Origin of the sequence: Aneurinibacillus sp. UBA3580 (genome assembly GCF_002375825.1) — a bacterium.
GTDB classification, from domain to species: Bacteria; Bacillota; Bacilli; order Aneurinibacillales; family Aneurinibacillaceae; genus Aneurinibacillus; species Aneurinibacillus danicus.
Genome location: NZ_DFMZ01000049.1, coordinates 26552 through 42453 on the forward strand (window position 1 = coordinate 26552; position 15902 = coordinate 42453).

The window sequence follows — 15902 nt, forward strand, 5'->3', positions numbered from 1 at the left end:
TTTCTCTCCTTCTTTCCTCACGGTTTTCACAGAAAAATAATAGATATCCAGGATTATTCATCCATAAAATCCGGTTGTTCTTTTACAATACGAGCCCATAAAGGTTGAAAGCTAAACCAACCGGAAATTTCGGAACCCTCTTCTTTATGAGTCAACCTAGCAATCTCCTTATCGATTAGCTTTGGCTTACCTGCTGCTTCTGCCAGTAATTGTACCTGACAGGAACGTTCCATTGCAATGAAAAGCCAGGCCGCTTCATCTACACTTCTTCCTACAGTCAGCAACCCGTGATTTTGTAAAATGACGGCTTTTTTATTACCCAGAGCGGCAGCGATTCTATCGCCTTCTTCTGTATCTAACACAATCCCCCGATAATCGTTATATAGGGCATGATCTTCATAAAAGTTGCATGAATCCTGCGTAATCGGATCAAGCAGCCTCCCGAGTGAAGACCAGGCTTTGCCGTATAAAGAATGCGCGTGTGCAGCCGCTACTACATCCGGCCGGGCTAAATGGATTCGAGAATGAATAGCAAATGCAGCTCCGTTCAACAAGCCATCTCCTTCTACCACTTCTCCTTGCTCATTAACAAGAATCAAATCCGACATCTTAATTTGACTGAAGTGAACTCCATAAGGATTTACCCAGAAGTGATCTGCATACTCCGGGTCCCGTACCGTAATATGCCCTGCCAGTCCTTCATCGAATCCACACTTTGAAAAAAGGCGAAAGGCTCCGGCCAAACGAGCTTTCCGATGTCGACGTTCTTCTTCTACCGATGTAAAAACAGGAGGAGTCAGAACAGGAAGTTTTGTTTTCATACTCTACTCACCTCATACGAAAATTTTATAATGTAACCACGTTTTTAGGTGTTCCGGCAAAAAAATCTATCAGATTGTTAATAGAAATATCCAGAATGTTGGTAATGGCTTCGGGCGTATTAAAACCAACATGCGGAGATAAAATGACATTGTCCAGTTTGAGCAAGGGATTACAAGAGGACACAGGTTCTTCATCAAATACGTCAATGCCGGCCCCAGCTAATTTGCCAACAGATAGATACTTTACCAGGGCAAAGGTATCCACCAACTCTGCCCTTGCAGTATTAATGAAAATACACCCCGGTTTCATCATGGAAAATTCTCTTTCACTGATGAACTTCTCTGTTTGCTTCGTATACGGCAGATGCATGGAGATACAATCCGACTTAGCCAGAAGCTCTTCTAAACCAACGAACGGAATCCCCAATTGTTTACTGCGCTGCGCATCAGGATTTTGTGTCCAGGCGATTACATGCATACCTATTGCTTTACAAAGATCTGCCATCCTTTTGCCAATACTGCCTACTCCGATTAATCCGATGATCTTTCCCTTAAGCTCCAAACTGCTTATTGTCGGATCCCAGCTCCCTTGCTTCATTCTTCTATCGTTTTGCGTGATATTCTTAGCAAGGGCAAAGAGCAAACCCATTGCATGCTCGGCTACGGCATTGCTCCCATAATCCGGGGTGTTCGTCACAGTGATCCCTCTGCGGGAAGCAAGCTCTACATCAATAAAATTATGAACGCCCGCGCCCAGGAATGAGATAATTTTTAAGCTTGAACAGCGCTCCATTATGTCCGCTGGAAACCCCCATCCCAAAAGCATTCCATCCGCATCCTGCACCCTGCGGAGAAACTCTTCTTGAGTGGAAGGCCTCCCTTCAAATATTTCAAAATCAGCAATTCCATTAAGCTTAAAAAGCAACTCCTTGGTTAATAATTCTTTTATTTGCGGGTCGGCGTCTGGATATACAATTCGCACCTTTTCAGTCTCCCGAAATGAGTTTTAATTTATAGATACACTTACCTACCTTATCACTCTGTTTTCTGAAATATCAGGCTGAAGGTCTGTCTGTACTTATATCGCTATTTTTCACTGCCGTAACCACTGGTTTTCTGGTCACTGCACTTACCCCGAGCGTTATCACAAAGTTGATAATCACTACGAATAAGCCTACATCCAAATCTTTTATAACCTGTGGTAATGATGGGAATAGCGATCCGATTGTAGCGCCTGAAATGGTGAGATAGGCAATGATTATTATAGAAACAATCAGCCCGGTAGCGGCCCCCTGCACAGTAGCTGGATTCTTTTTCCAGAGGCTAAAGAATAGCGCCGGGAACATCTGGGCCATGAAGCCATACGACATGAGATACAAGTTCAAGATTGATTTACCGCCGTTAAACGTAAAGTAAAGAGTCACCAAAGAAATAACGGGAACCAGCATCCGGCTTATTCTTGCAAGTTGTTGATCGGTCGTGGTTGGCTTCCATACCTTATACACGTTTTTTGATAGAATGGTGGCCGTTGACGTCAACACCAATGAGCTAGGCACAAGGGCGGCCAGTGCTCCCGCTGCTCCAATCACTCCGACGAACCAGGGGTCAAATGACATCTTAGCCAGCGTAAATAAAGCTAAATCCGTATCCTTCAAATTTGGAATTTGAAGCACGGCAGAAAAACCAACCAGAAGAGAGAAAACAATGATAACCTGGTAAATTGGCATAATCGCAGCATTCCAGCGAAGTGCTTTTGCGCTTTTTGACGTAAAAACCCCCGTTAACATATGAGGGAACATATAAAAAGCAAGCGCTGTCATAATCGTGGCGGAAATAAACCAGGAGATGCTTAATCCCTGTTCAGGGAATAATAAAAATCCTGGCTTCGCTGCATCAATTGCCTGAAACATCGGTTCAAAACCGCCATAATAGTGCAGCGGAAAATAAACTCCCATAAAAATCATAACCGATAGAATAATAATATCTTTGATAACAGCGGTCCAGGCTGAACTATGAACGCCTGAGGCCGTAACGTAAATCGTTATCGAAAGTACCGCAATGCATATCGCAACATTCGGAGATATCATTCCATAGGAAGCTTCTGATACGATGATACCCAGCCCTTTTAATTGCATAATAAGATACGGAATAATAGAAATAACGCTGATTACTGCAACAAGAACGCCGAAAGCCGGACTTTTGTATTTTTTTTCGTAAAAATCAGATTGGGAGATAACATTATTTTCTTTGGCGTACTTCCAAATCGGTGGTAACAGCCAATAGGCAAGGACGAAATAGAAAGCGTTGAAAGCGTATATGGCAGTGGGCATCCCCGCTGAGTACGTGCTACCGCTCGCACCCATGAAAGTATAAGTCGTAAACATTTCGCCCGCCAGGAGAAAGAAGACCAAAAGACCTCCAAAGCCCCGTCCGCCTACGGACCACTGTTCCATACTCATTTCTTTACCTTTGCGTGCTCGAAGACCTAACCAAATAGATAGAATCAGAAAAAAAGCAATAATAAGAAGGGCTACATTCATTATTCTTCTCCCCCTTTATTGGCAGGATCAAGCGCATTCAAAATTAATAAAAATATCGAAGTAAGAAAAAGCCACAATATAGACCAAAAGAGAACAAATGGCAGCCCCAAAATGTAAGGTTCAACCCGATTGAAAATAACAAGCGATCCAAGAGCCGGTATGACGCTTAATACATAAACCATTTTTTTCATTTATTATCCCCTCTTTTCCTCGGTTATTGAGATCCCAGCAAAATTTGAAGCGCTTTCACTCTTCTGTTATCAACCCCACTTCCGCTATGTTTTTCTCTCCGAGCCCCGTATCTTTCTCTATTCATTTATTAAGCAAAACCAAGGCCAGGTCAAAAAATCCTATTAACACAGGGAATAACAGAATTTCTGTTTCTATATTGAGTCAATATTTATTCAATTCAGCCAATTTTAACTCGATTGCTTTATTTATTACCTTACACTGGTTTACAAGGAGCTATGTCTTTCTGCTCTTCTGCTGACAGTAGCTCCTTATTCATTAAAACGCTTTCTTTCAAAGGAAAATAAAGAGGCAGCCAATAGAGCCTACTCTTGTATTGCCTTTTTAACCAGTTGATGGAAATGATGCAGTGTATGTTCGGTAGGAGAGTAAATCCCGTTCTCGAATGCCTGAGAACGAAAACCCATTTGCAGTAACTCTACCAGCTCGAAATCTTCTTCCCGTACTTGATCGACAAATGCAATCATGTCCTCTTCTTCTTTCGTTATGTTAACATCGGTAAAGTAATAACGGTATACCGCCATTGTCTGTTCTGCGCTGATGGGAATAAGTTGCGTTGTGGTCATATTTCCGGTTCCTGGATATACACTTAGCATCATGTTTGGCCAGATCCAATAAAAACGTACACTTGCACTGTCATCTTTACCTTTGACCGTTGAGTATTGGTAGGAGAATTTATCACAGGGAACAAGGTTGTAATTGGACATGTCAAACGTTTTCGCAAATGCCGGATGCGCAATCGAACAGTGATCGCATTCCAGGAAATTATCAACTACCGCTTTCCAATTCGCTTCAATAAGCCGGCGATTCTCTTTAACCAAGAGCAGTGAATCCATGAACGGATATCTCTCCAGCTCGCTTGCAAATTCTTGATACGCATCCGCGAAGGAAAGGGCATCCGGATCCAAATTCACAAAAATCATAGAGCGGTATACTTCTAAGCGAATGGACCTCATGCAGCTGTGCTTCCCAAGTTCATTTGTGGTAAAGTTAGGGGCTCTGTGCAAGTGTCCATCTAACTTAAAGGTCCATCCATGATAAACACACTGCAAAACTTTTTTGTTTCCCTGCTCACTGCGTTCCACCTTTGTACCGCGATGCGGGCAAATGTTATAAAAGGCGCGCAGTTCCCCATCCGTTCCATGAGTGACGATAATAGGCTCCCCGGCTACATCAAAGGTAAAGAAGTCCCCTTCGTTTTTAACCTGACTTGTATGCCCTACCAATATCCAATTCTTAGAAAAAATTTGTTTCCTTTCTTTGTTAAAAATATCCGGATTTACATACCATTCATAGGGCAGCGTAGGGGTAAAGGATTGGATGCTTTCCTTTGTAATCATAACTAAGAAATCCTCCTCTTCATCGATTATACTTACGTTTTTATCATCACCCGCACGGATGATGGTTCTCTCGCCATTCTTTATTAGCAAATTCAATACCAATTCCAAAACCCTATTAACACAAGGAATAACAGAAATTCCGGCTTTTCGTGATAGAAAAATCGAGTTATAATTTACTCAATTTTGTCAATTTTAACTCAGTTGTTAGTAATAAAGGAATCGATAGAAATGGAACTATCTTCACTTACGTCCTTCGGGCATTGAAACGGCCCTATCTCTGTGAAGCAATACGATGGCCATCCCATATAGAAGGAAAATAAACAGGACAAGAATGCCCCAGTGGGCGGAAAAATTGCCGTTCAGCGCGGGGAGCGGCTGCTGCAGGGCGCTTCTCCCGTTGATATTAACAATGTCTCCTCCGATTAACTCGTACCCCCATTTGCTAACAGCCAGATAAAATACAGCTTTTATGCATGCAGGCTTTACATAGGCAATAGGTACAAGCGCTCCCGACAGAATAATCTGGGGAACGAGTACAATCGGAATGGTGCTAAGCGCTTTATCAGAATTAGAAGCGATGGCCGATATAACCAGGCCCATCATTCCCCCTGCCAGCGAAAGCAGAAAAAAAGCCAAAACGTTTGGCCAAAACTCCGGCAGATCAAGCGTACAGGCAACAATCGAGACAAGAAGCAGGGTTTGTATCAAAGAAATAACCGACAGCACGCCAATTTTCGAGAACAGATAAGGGCCAACCCGCATGCCGGCTAGCCGCTCCCTTCTGTAAATCGCCTTTTCTTTCACGATTTCCCGCGCTGCATTGGACGTTCCCAACCATATCGAGGTAAATACCATCAAAGCGATGCAGTTGGACATAAAGCTTCTCCGGTTTTTCTCTTCCTGAATGTTTTGCTGCACTTCTTCCACTTTTCCAGCTGCTACAATCTGCCGGGTTACCTCCAAATCCTGCGGCCGATACTCGCTGTACCTGAACGTAGGGGCACTGTGATAAAAAGCAAGGACAAGCAAACATGGAATAATGAAGGCTTGAAGACACAGGATGACAAGGTTTTTTCTATCCCGGCTAAGCAGCCGTATATAACGTCCGGTCAGCATCTTCCATTGTTCAAAAAATGAGGAACAAGCGGCGCTTTTTTTCACCATATCTTGTTCCTTATTCCCGTCTGCCCGTTCGATTGGCCGCTGCCTATCTTTCACCCGGTTTTGATATTTCTGATAAACAGCGGATTGTTTGTACTTCTCAGCCCAGCTCTTCGGATTCTCTTCTGTATCAAGCTTTCGATAGATCTCTACAACATCTTCTACACCGAAGTAATTAAGCGCTTCAGACGGAGAGCCGAAAAAAGCCAGCTGTCCTTCCCGGGTCAAAAAGACAAGCTTGTCACACATCCAAAGATTCGCTGTGGTATGGGTAACCATGATGATCGTGCTGCCCTTCTGTTTCAATTCCCCGAGAAGCTCCATCATCGTTTTCTCCAAATCCGGGTCAAGTCCCGAGGTGGCTTCATCAAGAAACAAAAGACCGGGCCTGGTTACCAATTCAACGCCGATATTGACCCGCTTTCGTTGTCCGCCGCTTAAATCCTTGACAGGCAGCGAACGCTGGGCCGTTAATCTTACCTCTTCAAGCACTTCATTTACTCTGCCTGTTATTGTGTTTTCCGGTGTACCCGCCGGAAAGCGCAGGCGGGAGGAATACATAAATATTTCTTCTACCGTTAACCCGCTATGCACAATATCATCCTGCGGTACATAGCCAATGCAGGAACGAAAATCATCATAGTCTTCATAAAGATTCCGCCCGTTCACCCGGACCTCTCCCTCTGTTGCCGGATGAATGCCGGATAATGCGTGAAGCAGCGTGCTTTTTCCCGCACCACTGCCGCCCAGTATTGCCACAAATTCATGCGGCTCGATAACAAAATTAATATCCTCCAACAGTTTCTTCTCTCCGCGTCGTGTCTTTATCGTTCGAGTTAAGCAGTTGGCTTCTACCAGAAGAGAATTCGTCGTATAAGGCGGGTTGGTCAGGACAACTGGCCCCGCGCTATCCCGCAAGCCCGGCACACTCCGCGGATGAACAAGCGACGTTCCGGTTACATTTTCCATGTAATCCCCTCCCTCAGCAACTGACGTTCTAGCCATCCTTATTTTCTGCGTCCGATTCCTTTCCTACTATCCATTTTTTAACATCCTTTTTTAATTTTATACAACCCTGCTTGCGATCAGGCCCGGAATCCTCCTTTTTCATCAACAACAAAAAAGCAGCCTTGTTGCCATAAGCTCTGACTATGCGTTTTGCAACGTCATCTGGGAAAAATATATTGACACATTTTTATTATCATTGTATATTTACTTACAAAAAGTTAATAACAAATCACAAAGTAAGAAGGCGGTATCGCGATGATCATCGGCATTGGGACCCGCGTTGTATCGGTTTTGTTTGCCATCATTATGCTCGGGGCTATCTTTACAGCTAAATTATCTGCTGGATTTATGGGGAATGGACAAATGGCTGGATATGAGCTGGACTTGGCTCTGTTGGCTATGTCTATTTACCTTGCAATTAGCGGAAGCCAATCGTATTTCCTTGATTCCTTACTCCGAAAAGGAAAAGAAAACAAAACAGTTTAAATTATGAGATATCACAAAAGTCGAAGACGCTGTTCCTTCAACAAGAACAGCGTCTTTGTTTTATTTTTCTCGCGCAGGCAAAGCGAGGCGCAAAATCCTATAACCCTTGTTCATACATCTGGCGGATAATCGAGTCGATTTCCGGCTCCTGCAGAGATATATCTATAATCTCTGTCTTTTCGGAAATCTGTTGAATGAGCTGGGCAGCCGTATATTCCTCACGGTTAAATCGCAGCCATTTCCGAATTCCTTCCTCCCGAATCACCTCCACCCCTTCGATGTTCAGGCTTATATCCTTCTCTACATCGACGATTAAAATGCGTGATGTGCCGAAATGCTCCTTAATTTTTTCCAATCCTCCATCATACATGACACGCCCCTTATCAATCAGTATCATTCTCTTGCACAGCTTCTCGATATCGGACATGTCATGCGTGGTCAAAATCACCGTAATGCCCCGTTCCTTGTTCATCTCCTGGATAAATGTCCGCATTCGTTCCTTCGCCACCACATCCAGCCCGATCGTCGGCTCATCCAAGAATAAAATGGACGGATCGTGCAGAAGAGAAGCTGCAATATCAGCGCGCATCCGTTGACCTAAGGATAGCTGCCTGACCGGGGTTTGAAAAAACTCGTCTAATTTCAAAATTTCCGTAAAGGTGTCCATATTTCTGCGATACCGTCGGTCAGATATGTGGTAGACCTCTTTGAGCAGTTCAAATGATTCGATGGTCGGCAAATCCCACCACAGCTGTGACCGCTGTCCGAAAACAACACCGATTTGCCGGGCATTCTTCTGCCTTTCTTTATAAGGAACAAGCCCTCCTACGCGCACTTCTCCGGAAGTCGGCACTAAAATGCCGGTCAGCATCTTGATCGTCGTCGACTTTCCCGCCCCATTCGGGCCAATATAACCGACCATTTCCCCCGCTTCGATGGAAAAGGACACATCCTCCACCGCTGTCTTCGTGATATATTCCCGGTGGAAAAGACTGCGGATCGCCCCCCACATTCCCTCTTGCCGCTTCGCGATAACGTACTGCTTGGACAAATGCTTGACTTCGATTGCGTTCATCGTCTCTCCTCTCCTTTACGATCCGGTACTTTTATAGCGGCTCAATCCGAGCATCCAAATGCGGTAGCAAATCCAGAAAAACAGGATGCCAACCAGAAGACTAACAGAGCCCCAGTACGGTGAATAAACAGGATGTTTCTTGTCCAGCAAGAGAAGGGCCGGCAGGTAATTCACAAAGGCAAAAGGCATAATAAAGATAAAGAGCCATTGCAGGATGCGTGGGTACAGCGTTAAGGGATAGTTCATCATGCTTTTTGCGGGAAACATCACAACCCAATAAAACCGCTCCGACCGTGTTGTCCAGAAGGCGATAGCAGAAATCAGCACCACAATCCCGCTCTGAATGAAAACCCCTCCGGCAACAGCGCCAAGAAATACTCCCCATTTCCACAATGACCAATCGAGTCCAAGCTGAATGTAGGCAATCACGACCGCTGCAATGCTGAATAAAAGCTGACCAAACGCTCCAACATCAAACTTCATCGCCATAAAATGAAAAAAAGGATGCAGCGGACGAATGAGAAAACGATCGAATGTTCCGTTTACTATATACTGATCCATACTGCGAAAATGCGAGAAAAAAAGGACACATACACCCCAGGAAAGAACGGCTAACGCAAAAAGGAAAATCAATTCCCAGAACGTCCAGCCTGCCAGAGCTTTAAACGAGGATAGCATCACCCACATAGTAACCGCCGTCCCCGCATAGCTCATCGCCCAGCCCAGAATATTCATGAAAAAAGCATAGCGGTACTGCATTTGAGCGCGTATGCTGGCACCAACCATGCGAAAATAAAGACGATAGCCTCTTAGCCAAAATGCAAGCATACCTTCTTAGCCCCCTTGAACAACAATCTTTGAGGTCGCCTTTGCCCATACAAAGCGAAGAATGAGAAAGGAAATGATGAGCCAAACGAATTGGACAAGGAGAGCCTCCACCAATGTCTGCCCCTGCAGTTGCCCGGTGAAGATGGAATTTGGTACAAAAAAAATGCCCTGAAACGGCAGATACCGGGCGACGCTTTCCAGCCAATCGGGAAAAAACCACAGCGGAATGACAGAACCCGAAAATAAGGAAATCGAAAAATAAAAAATGTCTTCCACCCCGCCTGTCTCAATTAACCAGAAAGTAAATAAACCAAAGGTTAGTTCAATACTATACCGAATCAGATAGCCTATCACAGCAGAAATCAAGAAGAGTCCCCATTGCGTTAGTGACGACGGAATAGAAAGATCGAACAGCCAGAACAACACCACATAAAGAGGAAGAACAGCCGTCAGAAAATGAAAAGCAATGTTGCCAAGGTCAGAAAATAAGGTTCTTGTGGGATAATCATAAGGCCGCATGATTTCCATGGCGATATCGCCGGTTCGCACCCGCTCTTGAATTTCCCATAACGGTGTACCGGCTCCATGAATCCCCTGTAGCATCTGGCTAATCACGATATAGCTTAACATCGATTCGAACGAAACACCGGCAACCGACTCTTTCCCGCTGTATAGCCCGTACCAGATAAAGCCCCACATACATAAAAAAATGACATTGGAAAGCAAGCGGGTCCAAGCATCGAATCGATACGCTGCCGAACGCTGAAAGGCCTTCCGGGAAAACGCAAGATACATTCGGAGCTGTTTCATTTGCTCCCTCCCAAGTATTTATTCATCATTACTTTGATACTATATTTATTTTTGATTTTATCCAAGTTGACTTCATGGAACAATTGAAATTCCAGTCCCATAAAAGAATGGAAACTATACGTATGCGAAGAAAAGGACAGGCAGCGTTTACGCGTGCGCCTGTCCTTTCTGCGGACGAAGGGATTGCTTATAACGTGGAAGCTTTCTCCATGTCCTGTTCTGCGGAAGATTTTCCTCTGTTCTCCTGACGCAGCGCCTGCTTCAGCGCAGGAAGCAGCAGCAGGCTTAATATTGCGCCAGCCAGGCTGCTGATGAAAAACGGAGGGATAAAGGCGAAGGCGCCCGCATTTTTCCCCAGAAGAAGCGAAGCAATAGGCACCGAAATAAGCGCGCCGATGATACCCGTGCCGATCACTTCTCCAATGGCCGCCCCATACGTTTTCCCTGTCCATTTATACAGAAGGCCAGCGAGCAAGGCGCCGATGATGCTTCCGGGAAACGCCAGCACGGTTCCGATCCCAAGCAGATTGCGGATCAGTGCAATCATGAACGCAATGATGACGGCCGGTCCGGGGCCCAACGTTACTGCGGCGATTATATTGACCGCATGCTGTACGGGATACGCTTTGGCAACGCCGGCCGGAAACCAGAGAAAGCTCGAGCCGACAATGCCGATGGCGACCAGGAGCGCCATTATTGTAAAACGTAATGTTGCTTTCGTTTGCATACATTCCCCTGCCTAACATTTTTATCTTTAATCAACGATAGCGTTCCTCTTTAAACGGGTTGGCGGTCATGGAATAGCCAAACTCCTCCCAAAAGCCTGCTTCGTCTTCTTTCATAAATCGAATCCCTGAAGCCCATTTGGCACCTTTCCACAAATAAAAGGAGGCCGGCGGGATAAACCGTAATGGATATCCATGCTTCGGACTAATATCCTGCCACTCATGATGCTGATCTTTCCAGCGATAAACAAACAAAGCGTCGTTCCCTAACAGGGCTTCAAGCGGCAAATTAGCTGAATAGCCAAACCGATCGCCGTTATAGTATCCGTATATTTTGACATACTTTACACCTTCATTAAGTTCCACTAGATTTACCAGCTCACGCATCGCAATTCCTTCAAACGTGGTAGCAAATTTCGACCATCTCGTAACGCAATGCATATCGATCGTCGATATCGTCTTCGGCAGCTTCATCACTTCAGCAAATGACAAGGAGGTTTCATTTTTCACTTCACCAAAAAGTCTAAAATCCCATGTCGCTTCATCAAATTCATACACATCTCCCTCGTGAAGAATAGGCCATTTTTCGGTTTCAAATTGACCTGGAGGCAGTTGTTTTTCCACTTTGCTTCATCCTTTCTCTATCCAGACTGTTGTCCTTTATTCAAACGAGTTGTTTTTAAACATAATACAGGTATACAGATTGCCATGCAAGATACATCTCTTTACTTTAATATATAACTATACTTTGAGATGCTACATATTTTTTGATAGAATATAGTTATGCTTTTGTGGTAATACATAAAGAGTTAAACTACTTGAGAGCTTACCTGCTAAACGCAGAATCATTATAAAGAAAGAAGATGAAAGTATGTCTAACACAAAACGACTATCTGATATTCCATTTTCCGTGCTTGATCTTTCTCCGATTGTCGAAGGCGGCACTCCGGCTGATGCTTTCCGAAATACGCTTGATCTGGCACGCCATGCGGAGAAGTGGGGATATACGCGATACTGGCTGGCCGAACACCATAATATGCCGGGCATCGCCAGTTCAGCGACTTCGGTTGTGATTGGCTATGTGGCAGCGGGAACTTCAAAAATCCGGGTAGGCTCCGGCGGAATCATGCTCCCGAATCATTCTCCCCTTGTGATTGCCGAACAATTCGGGACGCTTGAATCTCTGTTTCCCGGACGCATCGATCTTGGTCTTGGCCGTGCGCCAGGAACCGATCAGCTCACTGCACATGCCTTGCGACGGGACAGCAGAAGCGATGGACAGGATTTCCCCGAGCAACTGGCTGAGCTGCGGAGCTACTTTGACCCGTCTTTAACTTCAGGAGTGAGACGCATCCGTGCGATTCCCGGGGAGGGGCTGAATATTCCAATCTGGCTATTGGGCTCAAGCGGCTTTAGCGCCCAACTGGCCGGACAGCTCGGACTGCCATTTGCCTTTGCCAGCCATTTCTCGCCGGAAAATACGCTGCCGGCCCTGGAATTATACCGCCAAAGCTTCCGCCCTTCAGAGGTGCTTGATGAGCCATATGCAATGGTCGGGGTTAACGTCATTGCAGCGGATAGTGACGAAAAAGCCCGCTGGCTGGCAACCTCTTTGCAGCAGCAATTCCTGAACTTGATCCGAAACAATCCTGGAAAACTGCAGCCGCCAGTAGAAAACATAGACGAACTCTGCAACGAGTTCGAAAAGGCTGTGCTTCATAAGCAGCTTGGCTCCTCCATCATCGGAAGGCCCGAGACGGTTAAAGAGAAGCTGCAGTCGTTCTTAGATGAAACCCGGGCGGATGAGTTAATGATCACTGCCCAAATTTTCGACCACCAATCCCGTCTACGTTCTTTTGAAATCGTAGCTGAGATTATCAAAAAGGAAAATAACGCATAATTCACTGTTATTAGAACCTAAGCAAAACAACGACGCTGTTCCTTCACCAAGAACAGCGTCGTTGTTTTGCTTTAAATTATCTATTATAAATACTTAAAAAAGAGCGTCTTTTATCCTTCATCTTGATTTTTTTCTTTGTAAGTGTCTATAATATCCTTTATTAATTACATAACATCGGATGAACCATACAGGAGAAGATCAAACGATCTACCGATGGGGCAAAAAGCTGGTCGGACAGCTTTGAAACTCTCAGGTCTTGAATACAAGCAGAACTGTATGGGGACGAATCTCTGGAGAGACTCCCTTCTGTCACCCAAACGACATGAAGGAAACAGAGCACCGAAGGAGCAAATCTGCCTGTTTGGCGGATAATCTCTCAGGTAAAAGGACAGGGACAAGCGACAGGAAATGCCGATTCCGAATCGGTTTATTTTTCTATCCTTGTATCTTCAGAGACCATTTCATTTAAATGAAATGGTTTTTTATTTTTTCGGCAAAGGAGATTTGGAGATGGAGACGGTAAGTCAAGCGTTAGAAACAATCAATCATTATGTATGGGGACTGCCTACCCTCATCCTGCTTGTGGGAACAGGCATCCTTCTCACAGTACGCCTGCGGGGCCTGCAGTTCTTCAAGCTGTGGTATGCCCATAAGGTGGCGTTCGGAAAATCACAGGATACATCCTCTGCCGGGGATATTAGCCACTTTCAGGCACTAATGACCGCCATGGCGGCGACCATCGGAATGGGAAACATCGCCGGTGTCGCAACGGCAGTGTCCATTGGGGGGCCCGGTGCGGTATTCTGGATGTGGATTACCGCCCTGTTCGGCATGGCAACAAAATACTCAGAGGCCATTCTCGCTGTAAAATATCGAATCAAGGGCGAGAACGGGGAATATTCGGGCGGTCCGATGTATTATCTGGAACGCGGTCTGGGGAAAAAATGGCTGGCGGTGCTGTTTGCCATTTTTGGTACAACCGCTTCATTCGGCATCGGAAATATGGTACAGTCCAACTCGGTTGCCGAAGCGATGAAAATTAACTTTTCTATGTCTCCAACTGTGACCGGTGTGATTATGGCTATTTTTATCGCTCTCGTTATTTTAGGCGGGGTTAAAAAAATAGGGAAAGTCACCGGCTATTTTGTTCCCGTGAAAGCTTTTTTCTATATTATCGCCGGTTTGTTCATTATCTTTTATCATATCGATGAAGTGCCTGCAGCGTTTTCGCTGATTTTCTCGGGCGCATTCAACGGCTCGGCAGCTGTTGGCGGTTTTGTCGGCTCCACGGTTGCGACAGCGATCCAAATCGGTGTAGCGCGCGGTGTGTTCGCAAACGAAGCCGGTTTGGGAAGCGCGCCGATTGCAGCAGCGGCAGCCAAAACTAACGCACCGGCTAAACAAGCACTCGTATCTATGACAGGAACGTTCCTGGATACGTTTGTCATATGTACGATTACCAGTCTAGTACTGATTACAACCGGCGCCTGGAAATCTGGAAAAACCGGTGTGGAAGCGACAACGTTAGCCTTTCAATCCGTATTCGGCAGCGCCGGAAGTATGATTCTTGGCATTGCGATTGTTTTGTTTGCCTATTCGACAATTCTTGGCTGGGCATACTACGGAGAAAAATGCGTAGAATACCTGTTGGGCCGAGGTGCCGTTCGATATTACCGCTATATTTTTGTCGGTATGGTCGCAGTCGGTGCGAACTTAAAACTCGGGATGGTATGGACCTTTTCTGACATCGCGAACGGACTGATGGCGATTCCAAATTTAATCGGTCTGGTCGGATTGAGCGGCGTGGTCGTAGCGGAAACAAAACGTTTCCTGCAAGCAGAAAAACCAGAAACATCCCCTAAGAAAATCGCAGGCTAACCTAATGAAGGGAAAGTATATGTCACTTTATCACTGTAAAGTGACATATACTTTCCTATACCATAAAAAAGAGCGATTGCTCCGGCTCCCTAGCTGCGTTCAACGCAGAAATTTATATGAAAGTGCGATCAACAGCATAACTGCTATACTTATGAGCGTACCATAAAGCGGGGATGTAAGGACGACGCCGATAAAAATGAGGGTCAGCGCAGCAAGGGCAAACAAACTCCCGACCGGAAGCCTTTGTCCGGTGCGTATCCGGCTTCGCACATGTGCCGCCGCTAATAAAATCCACACGATCAACACTGAATAACCAGGAATTACCATGAAATGATCGAAGGTTTTTCCATCTGTAAAAAAAGCGATAATAACACCAAAATATAGAAAAGCAATACTGACCAATAGAGCACGTATAGGAACATGCCGTTCAGATAAAGCCGCTAGAAACTTTGGGGCCTGACCGCACAGTGCCTGGTTATAAAGCATCCGTGAAGCGGCGTACATGCCGGTATTCGTTGCAGACAAGACAGCCGTCAGCATAACAAAATTCATAATATCTGCCACGTAAGGGATCCCAACCGCCTCGAACACGGTTACGAAGGGGCTTTCTGTATGAGAAAGACCATTCCAGGGAACAAGGCTCACAATAATCAGAATCGGAAGTACGTAAAAAACTAAAATGCGCATCGTTACACTACGTGCTACACGCGGCAGTACCTTCTCGGGATTCTCGGCTTCGCCGAGCGTCATCCCAATCGTTTCGCTTCCGCCAAAAGAAAACATGACAACTAACATAGCGGATGCCAGCCCGCCTATTCCATTTGGAAAGAATCCCCCGTTAGCGGTCAAATGATGAAATCCAACAGGAGGATGATTTTCATACCCGGTAAACAGCAGGGTTCCACCAAGCAAAATAAATAAAACCAAGACGGCAATTTTTAAACCGGCCAGCCAAAATTCTGTTTCTCCATATATATTCACATGAAATAAGTTAATGATTGTAATCCCAATAGATACAAGCAAGGATAGCACCCAAAGGGGCACACCGTGAAACCAATATTGTAAAAACAGAGCGGCAGGC

14 protein-coding genes, 1 pseudogene and 1 riboswitch are annotated in these 15902 nt (G+C 45.3%); of the genes and pseudogenes, 3 read left to right on the plus strand and 12 right to left on the minus strand.

Features of this window, described 5'->3' with window-relative positions; all coding sequences use genetic code 11:
- Positions 1–53: 53 nt before the first annotated feature.
- The 6 genes from B2899_RS07950 to B2899_RS07975 form a co-directional block, all read right to left on the minus strand.
- Positions 54–821: a class II aldolase/adducin family protein gene (locus B2899_RS07950; protein WP_146812308.1), complete on the minus strand. Its 768-nt coding sequence runs from the start codon at positions 819–821 to the stop codon at positions 54–56.
- A 25-nt stretch (positions 822–846) separates the two neighbouring features.
- The gene (locus B2899_RS07955) at positions 847–1803 is read right to left on the minus strand and encodes a 2-hydroxyacid dehydrogenase (protein ID WP_146812309.1); all 957 of its coding nucleotides are present in this window, start codon (positions 1801–1803) and stop codon (positions 847–849) included.
- 73 nt (positions 1804–1876) lie between these two features.
- A complete protein-coding gene (locus tag B2899_RS07960; protein WP_286884932.1) occupies positions 1877–3361 on the minus strand; it encodes a sodium:solute symporter family protein in 1485 nt (494 codons plus the stop codon).
- Positions 3361–3552, minus strand: coding sequence for a DUF3311 domain-containing protein (locus tag B2899_RS07965; protein WP_146812311.1), 192 nt, complete (start codon positions 3550–3552; stop codon positions 3361–3363). Before B2899_RS07965 ends, B2899_RS07960 begins: the two co-directional genes overlap by 1 nt.
- A gap of 363 nt (positions 3553–3915) precedes the next feature.
- Positions 3916–4950, minus strand: a complete 1035-nt coding sequence (locus tag B2899_RS07970) for an aromatic ring-hydroxylating oxygenase subunit alpha (protein WP_286884935.1) — start codon at positions 4948–4950, stop codon at positions 3916–3918.
- A gap of 240 nt (positions 4951–5190) precedes the next feature.
- Positions 5191–7080: an ATP-binding cassette domain-containing protein gene (locus B2899_RS07975; RefSeq protein WP_286884937.1), complete on the minus strand. Its 1890-nt coding sequence runs from the start codon at positions 7078–7080 to the stop codon at positions 5191–5193.
- A gap of 282 nt (positions 7081–7362) precedes the next feature.
- On the opposite strand from B2899_RS07975, the pseudogene B2899_RS07980 reads away from it, so the two are divergent.
- A pseudogene (locus tag B2899_RS07980) lies at positions 7363–7605 on the plus strand (DoxX family protein); the annotation flags it as partial.
- Between the two features lie 97 nt (positions 7606–7702).
- Here the strand turns inward: B2899_RS07980 and B2899_RS07985 are convergent.
- The 5 genes from B2899_RS07985 to B2899_RS08005 form a co-directional block, all read right to left on the minus strand.
- Complete coding sequence (locus B2899_RS07985; RefSeq protein WP_146811799.1) at positions 7703–8680, minus strand: ABC transporter ATP-binding protein; 978 nt, start codon at positions 8678–8680, stop codon at positions 7703–7705.
- Between the two features lie 15 nt (positions 8681–8695).
- On the minus strand, positions 8696–9508 hold the full coding sequence (locus B2899_RS07990; protein WP_146811800.1) for an ABC transporter permease: 813 nt from the start codon (positions 9506–9508) through the stop codon (positions 8696–8698).
- 6 nt (positions 9509–9514) lie between these two features.
- Positions 9515–10318 carry an ABC transporter permease gene (locus tag B2899_RS07995; protein ID WP_286884941.1) on the minus strand — a complete coding sequence of 268 codons (804 nt, stop codon included), beginning with the start codon at positions 10316–10318 and terminating at the stop codon, positions 9515–9517.
- 187 nt (positions 10319–10505) lie between these two features.
- Complete coding sequence (gene thiW / locus B2899_RS08000; protein ID WP_286884943.1) at positions 10506–11045, minus strand: energy coupling factor transporter S component ThiW; 540 nt, start codon at positions 11043–11045, stop codon at positions 10506–10508.
- A 31-nt stretch (positions 11046–11076) separates the two neighbouring features.
- Entirely contained in the window at positions 11077–11667 is a 591-nt protein-coding gene (locus B2899_RS08005) for a molybdopterin-dependent oxidoreductase (protein WP_146811803.1), read from the minus strand.
- 247 nt (positions 11668–11914) lie between these two features.
- Between B2899_RS08005 and B2899_RS08010 the strand changes: the two genes are divergently transcribed.
- Positions 11915–12943 carry an LLM class flavin-dependent oxidoreductase gene (locus tag B2899_RS08010; protein WP_286884946.1) on the plus strand — a complete coding sequence of 343 codons (1029 nt, stop codon included), beginning with the start codon at positions 11915–11917 and terminating at the stop codon, positions 12941–12943.
- A gap of 280 nt (positions 12944–13223) precedes the next feature.
- Positions 13224–13345: riboswitch (glycine riboswitch) on the plus strand.
- 108 nt (positions 13346–13453) lie between these two features.
- A complete protein-coding gene (locus tag B2899_RS08015; RefSeq protein WP_286884948.1) occupies positions 13454–14821 on the plus strand; it encodes an alanine/glycine:cation symporter family protein in 1368 nt (455 codons plus the stop codon).
- 99 nt (positions 14822–14920) lie between these two features.
- Here the strand turns inward: B2899_RS08015 and B2899_RS08020 are convergent.
- The coding region (locus tag B2899_RS08020; RefSeq protein WP_286884950.1) for an amino acid permease at positions 14921–15902 on the minus strand (982 nt) is incomplete at its 5' end.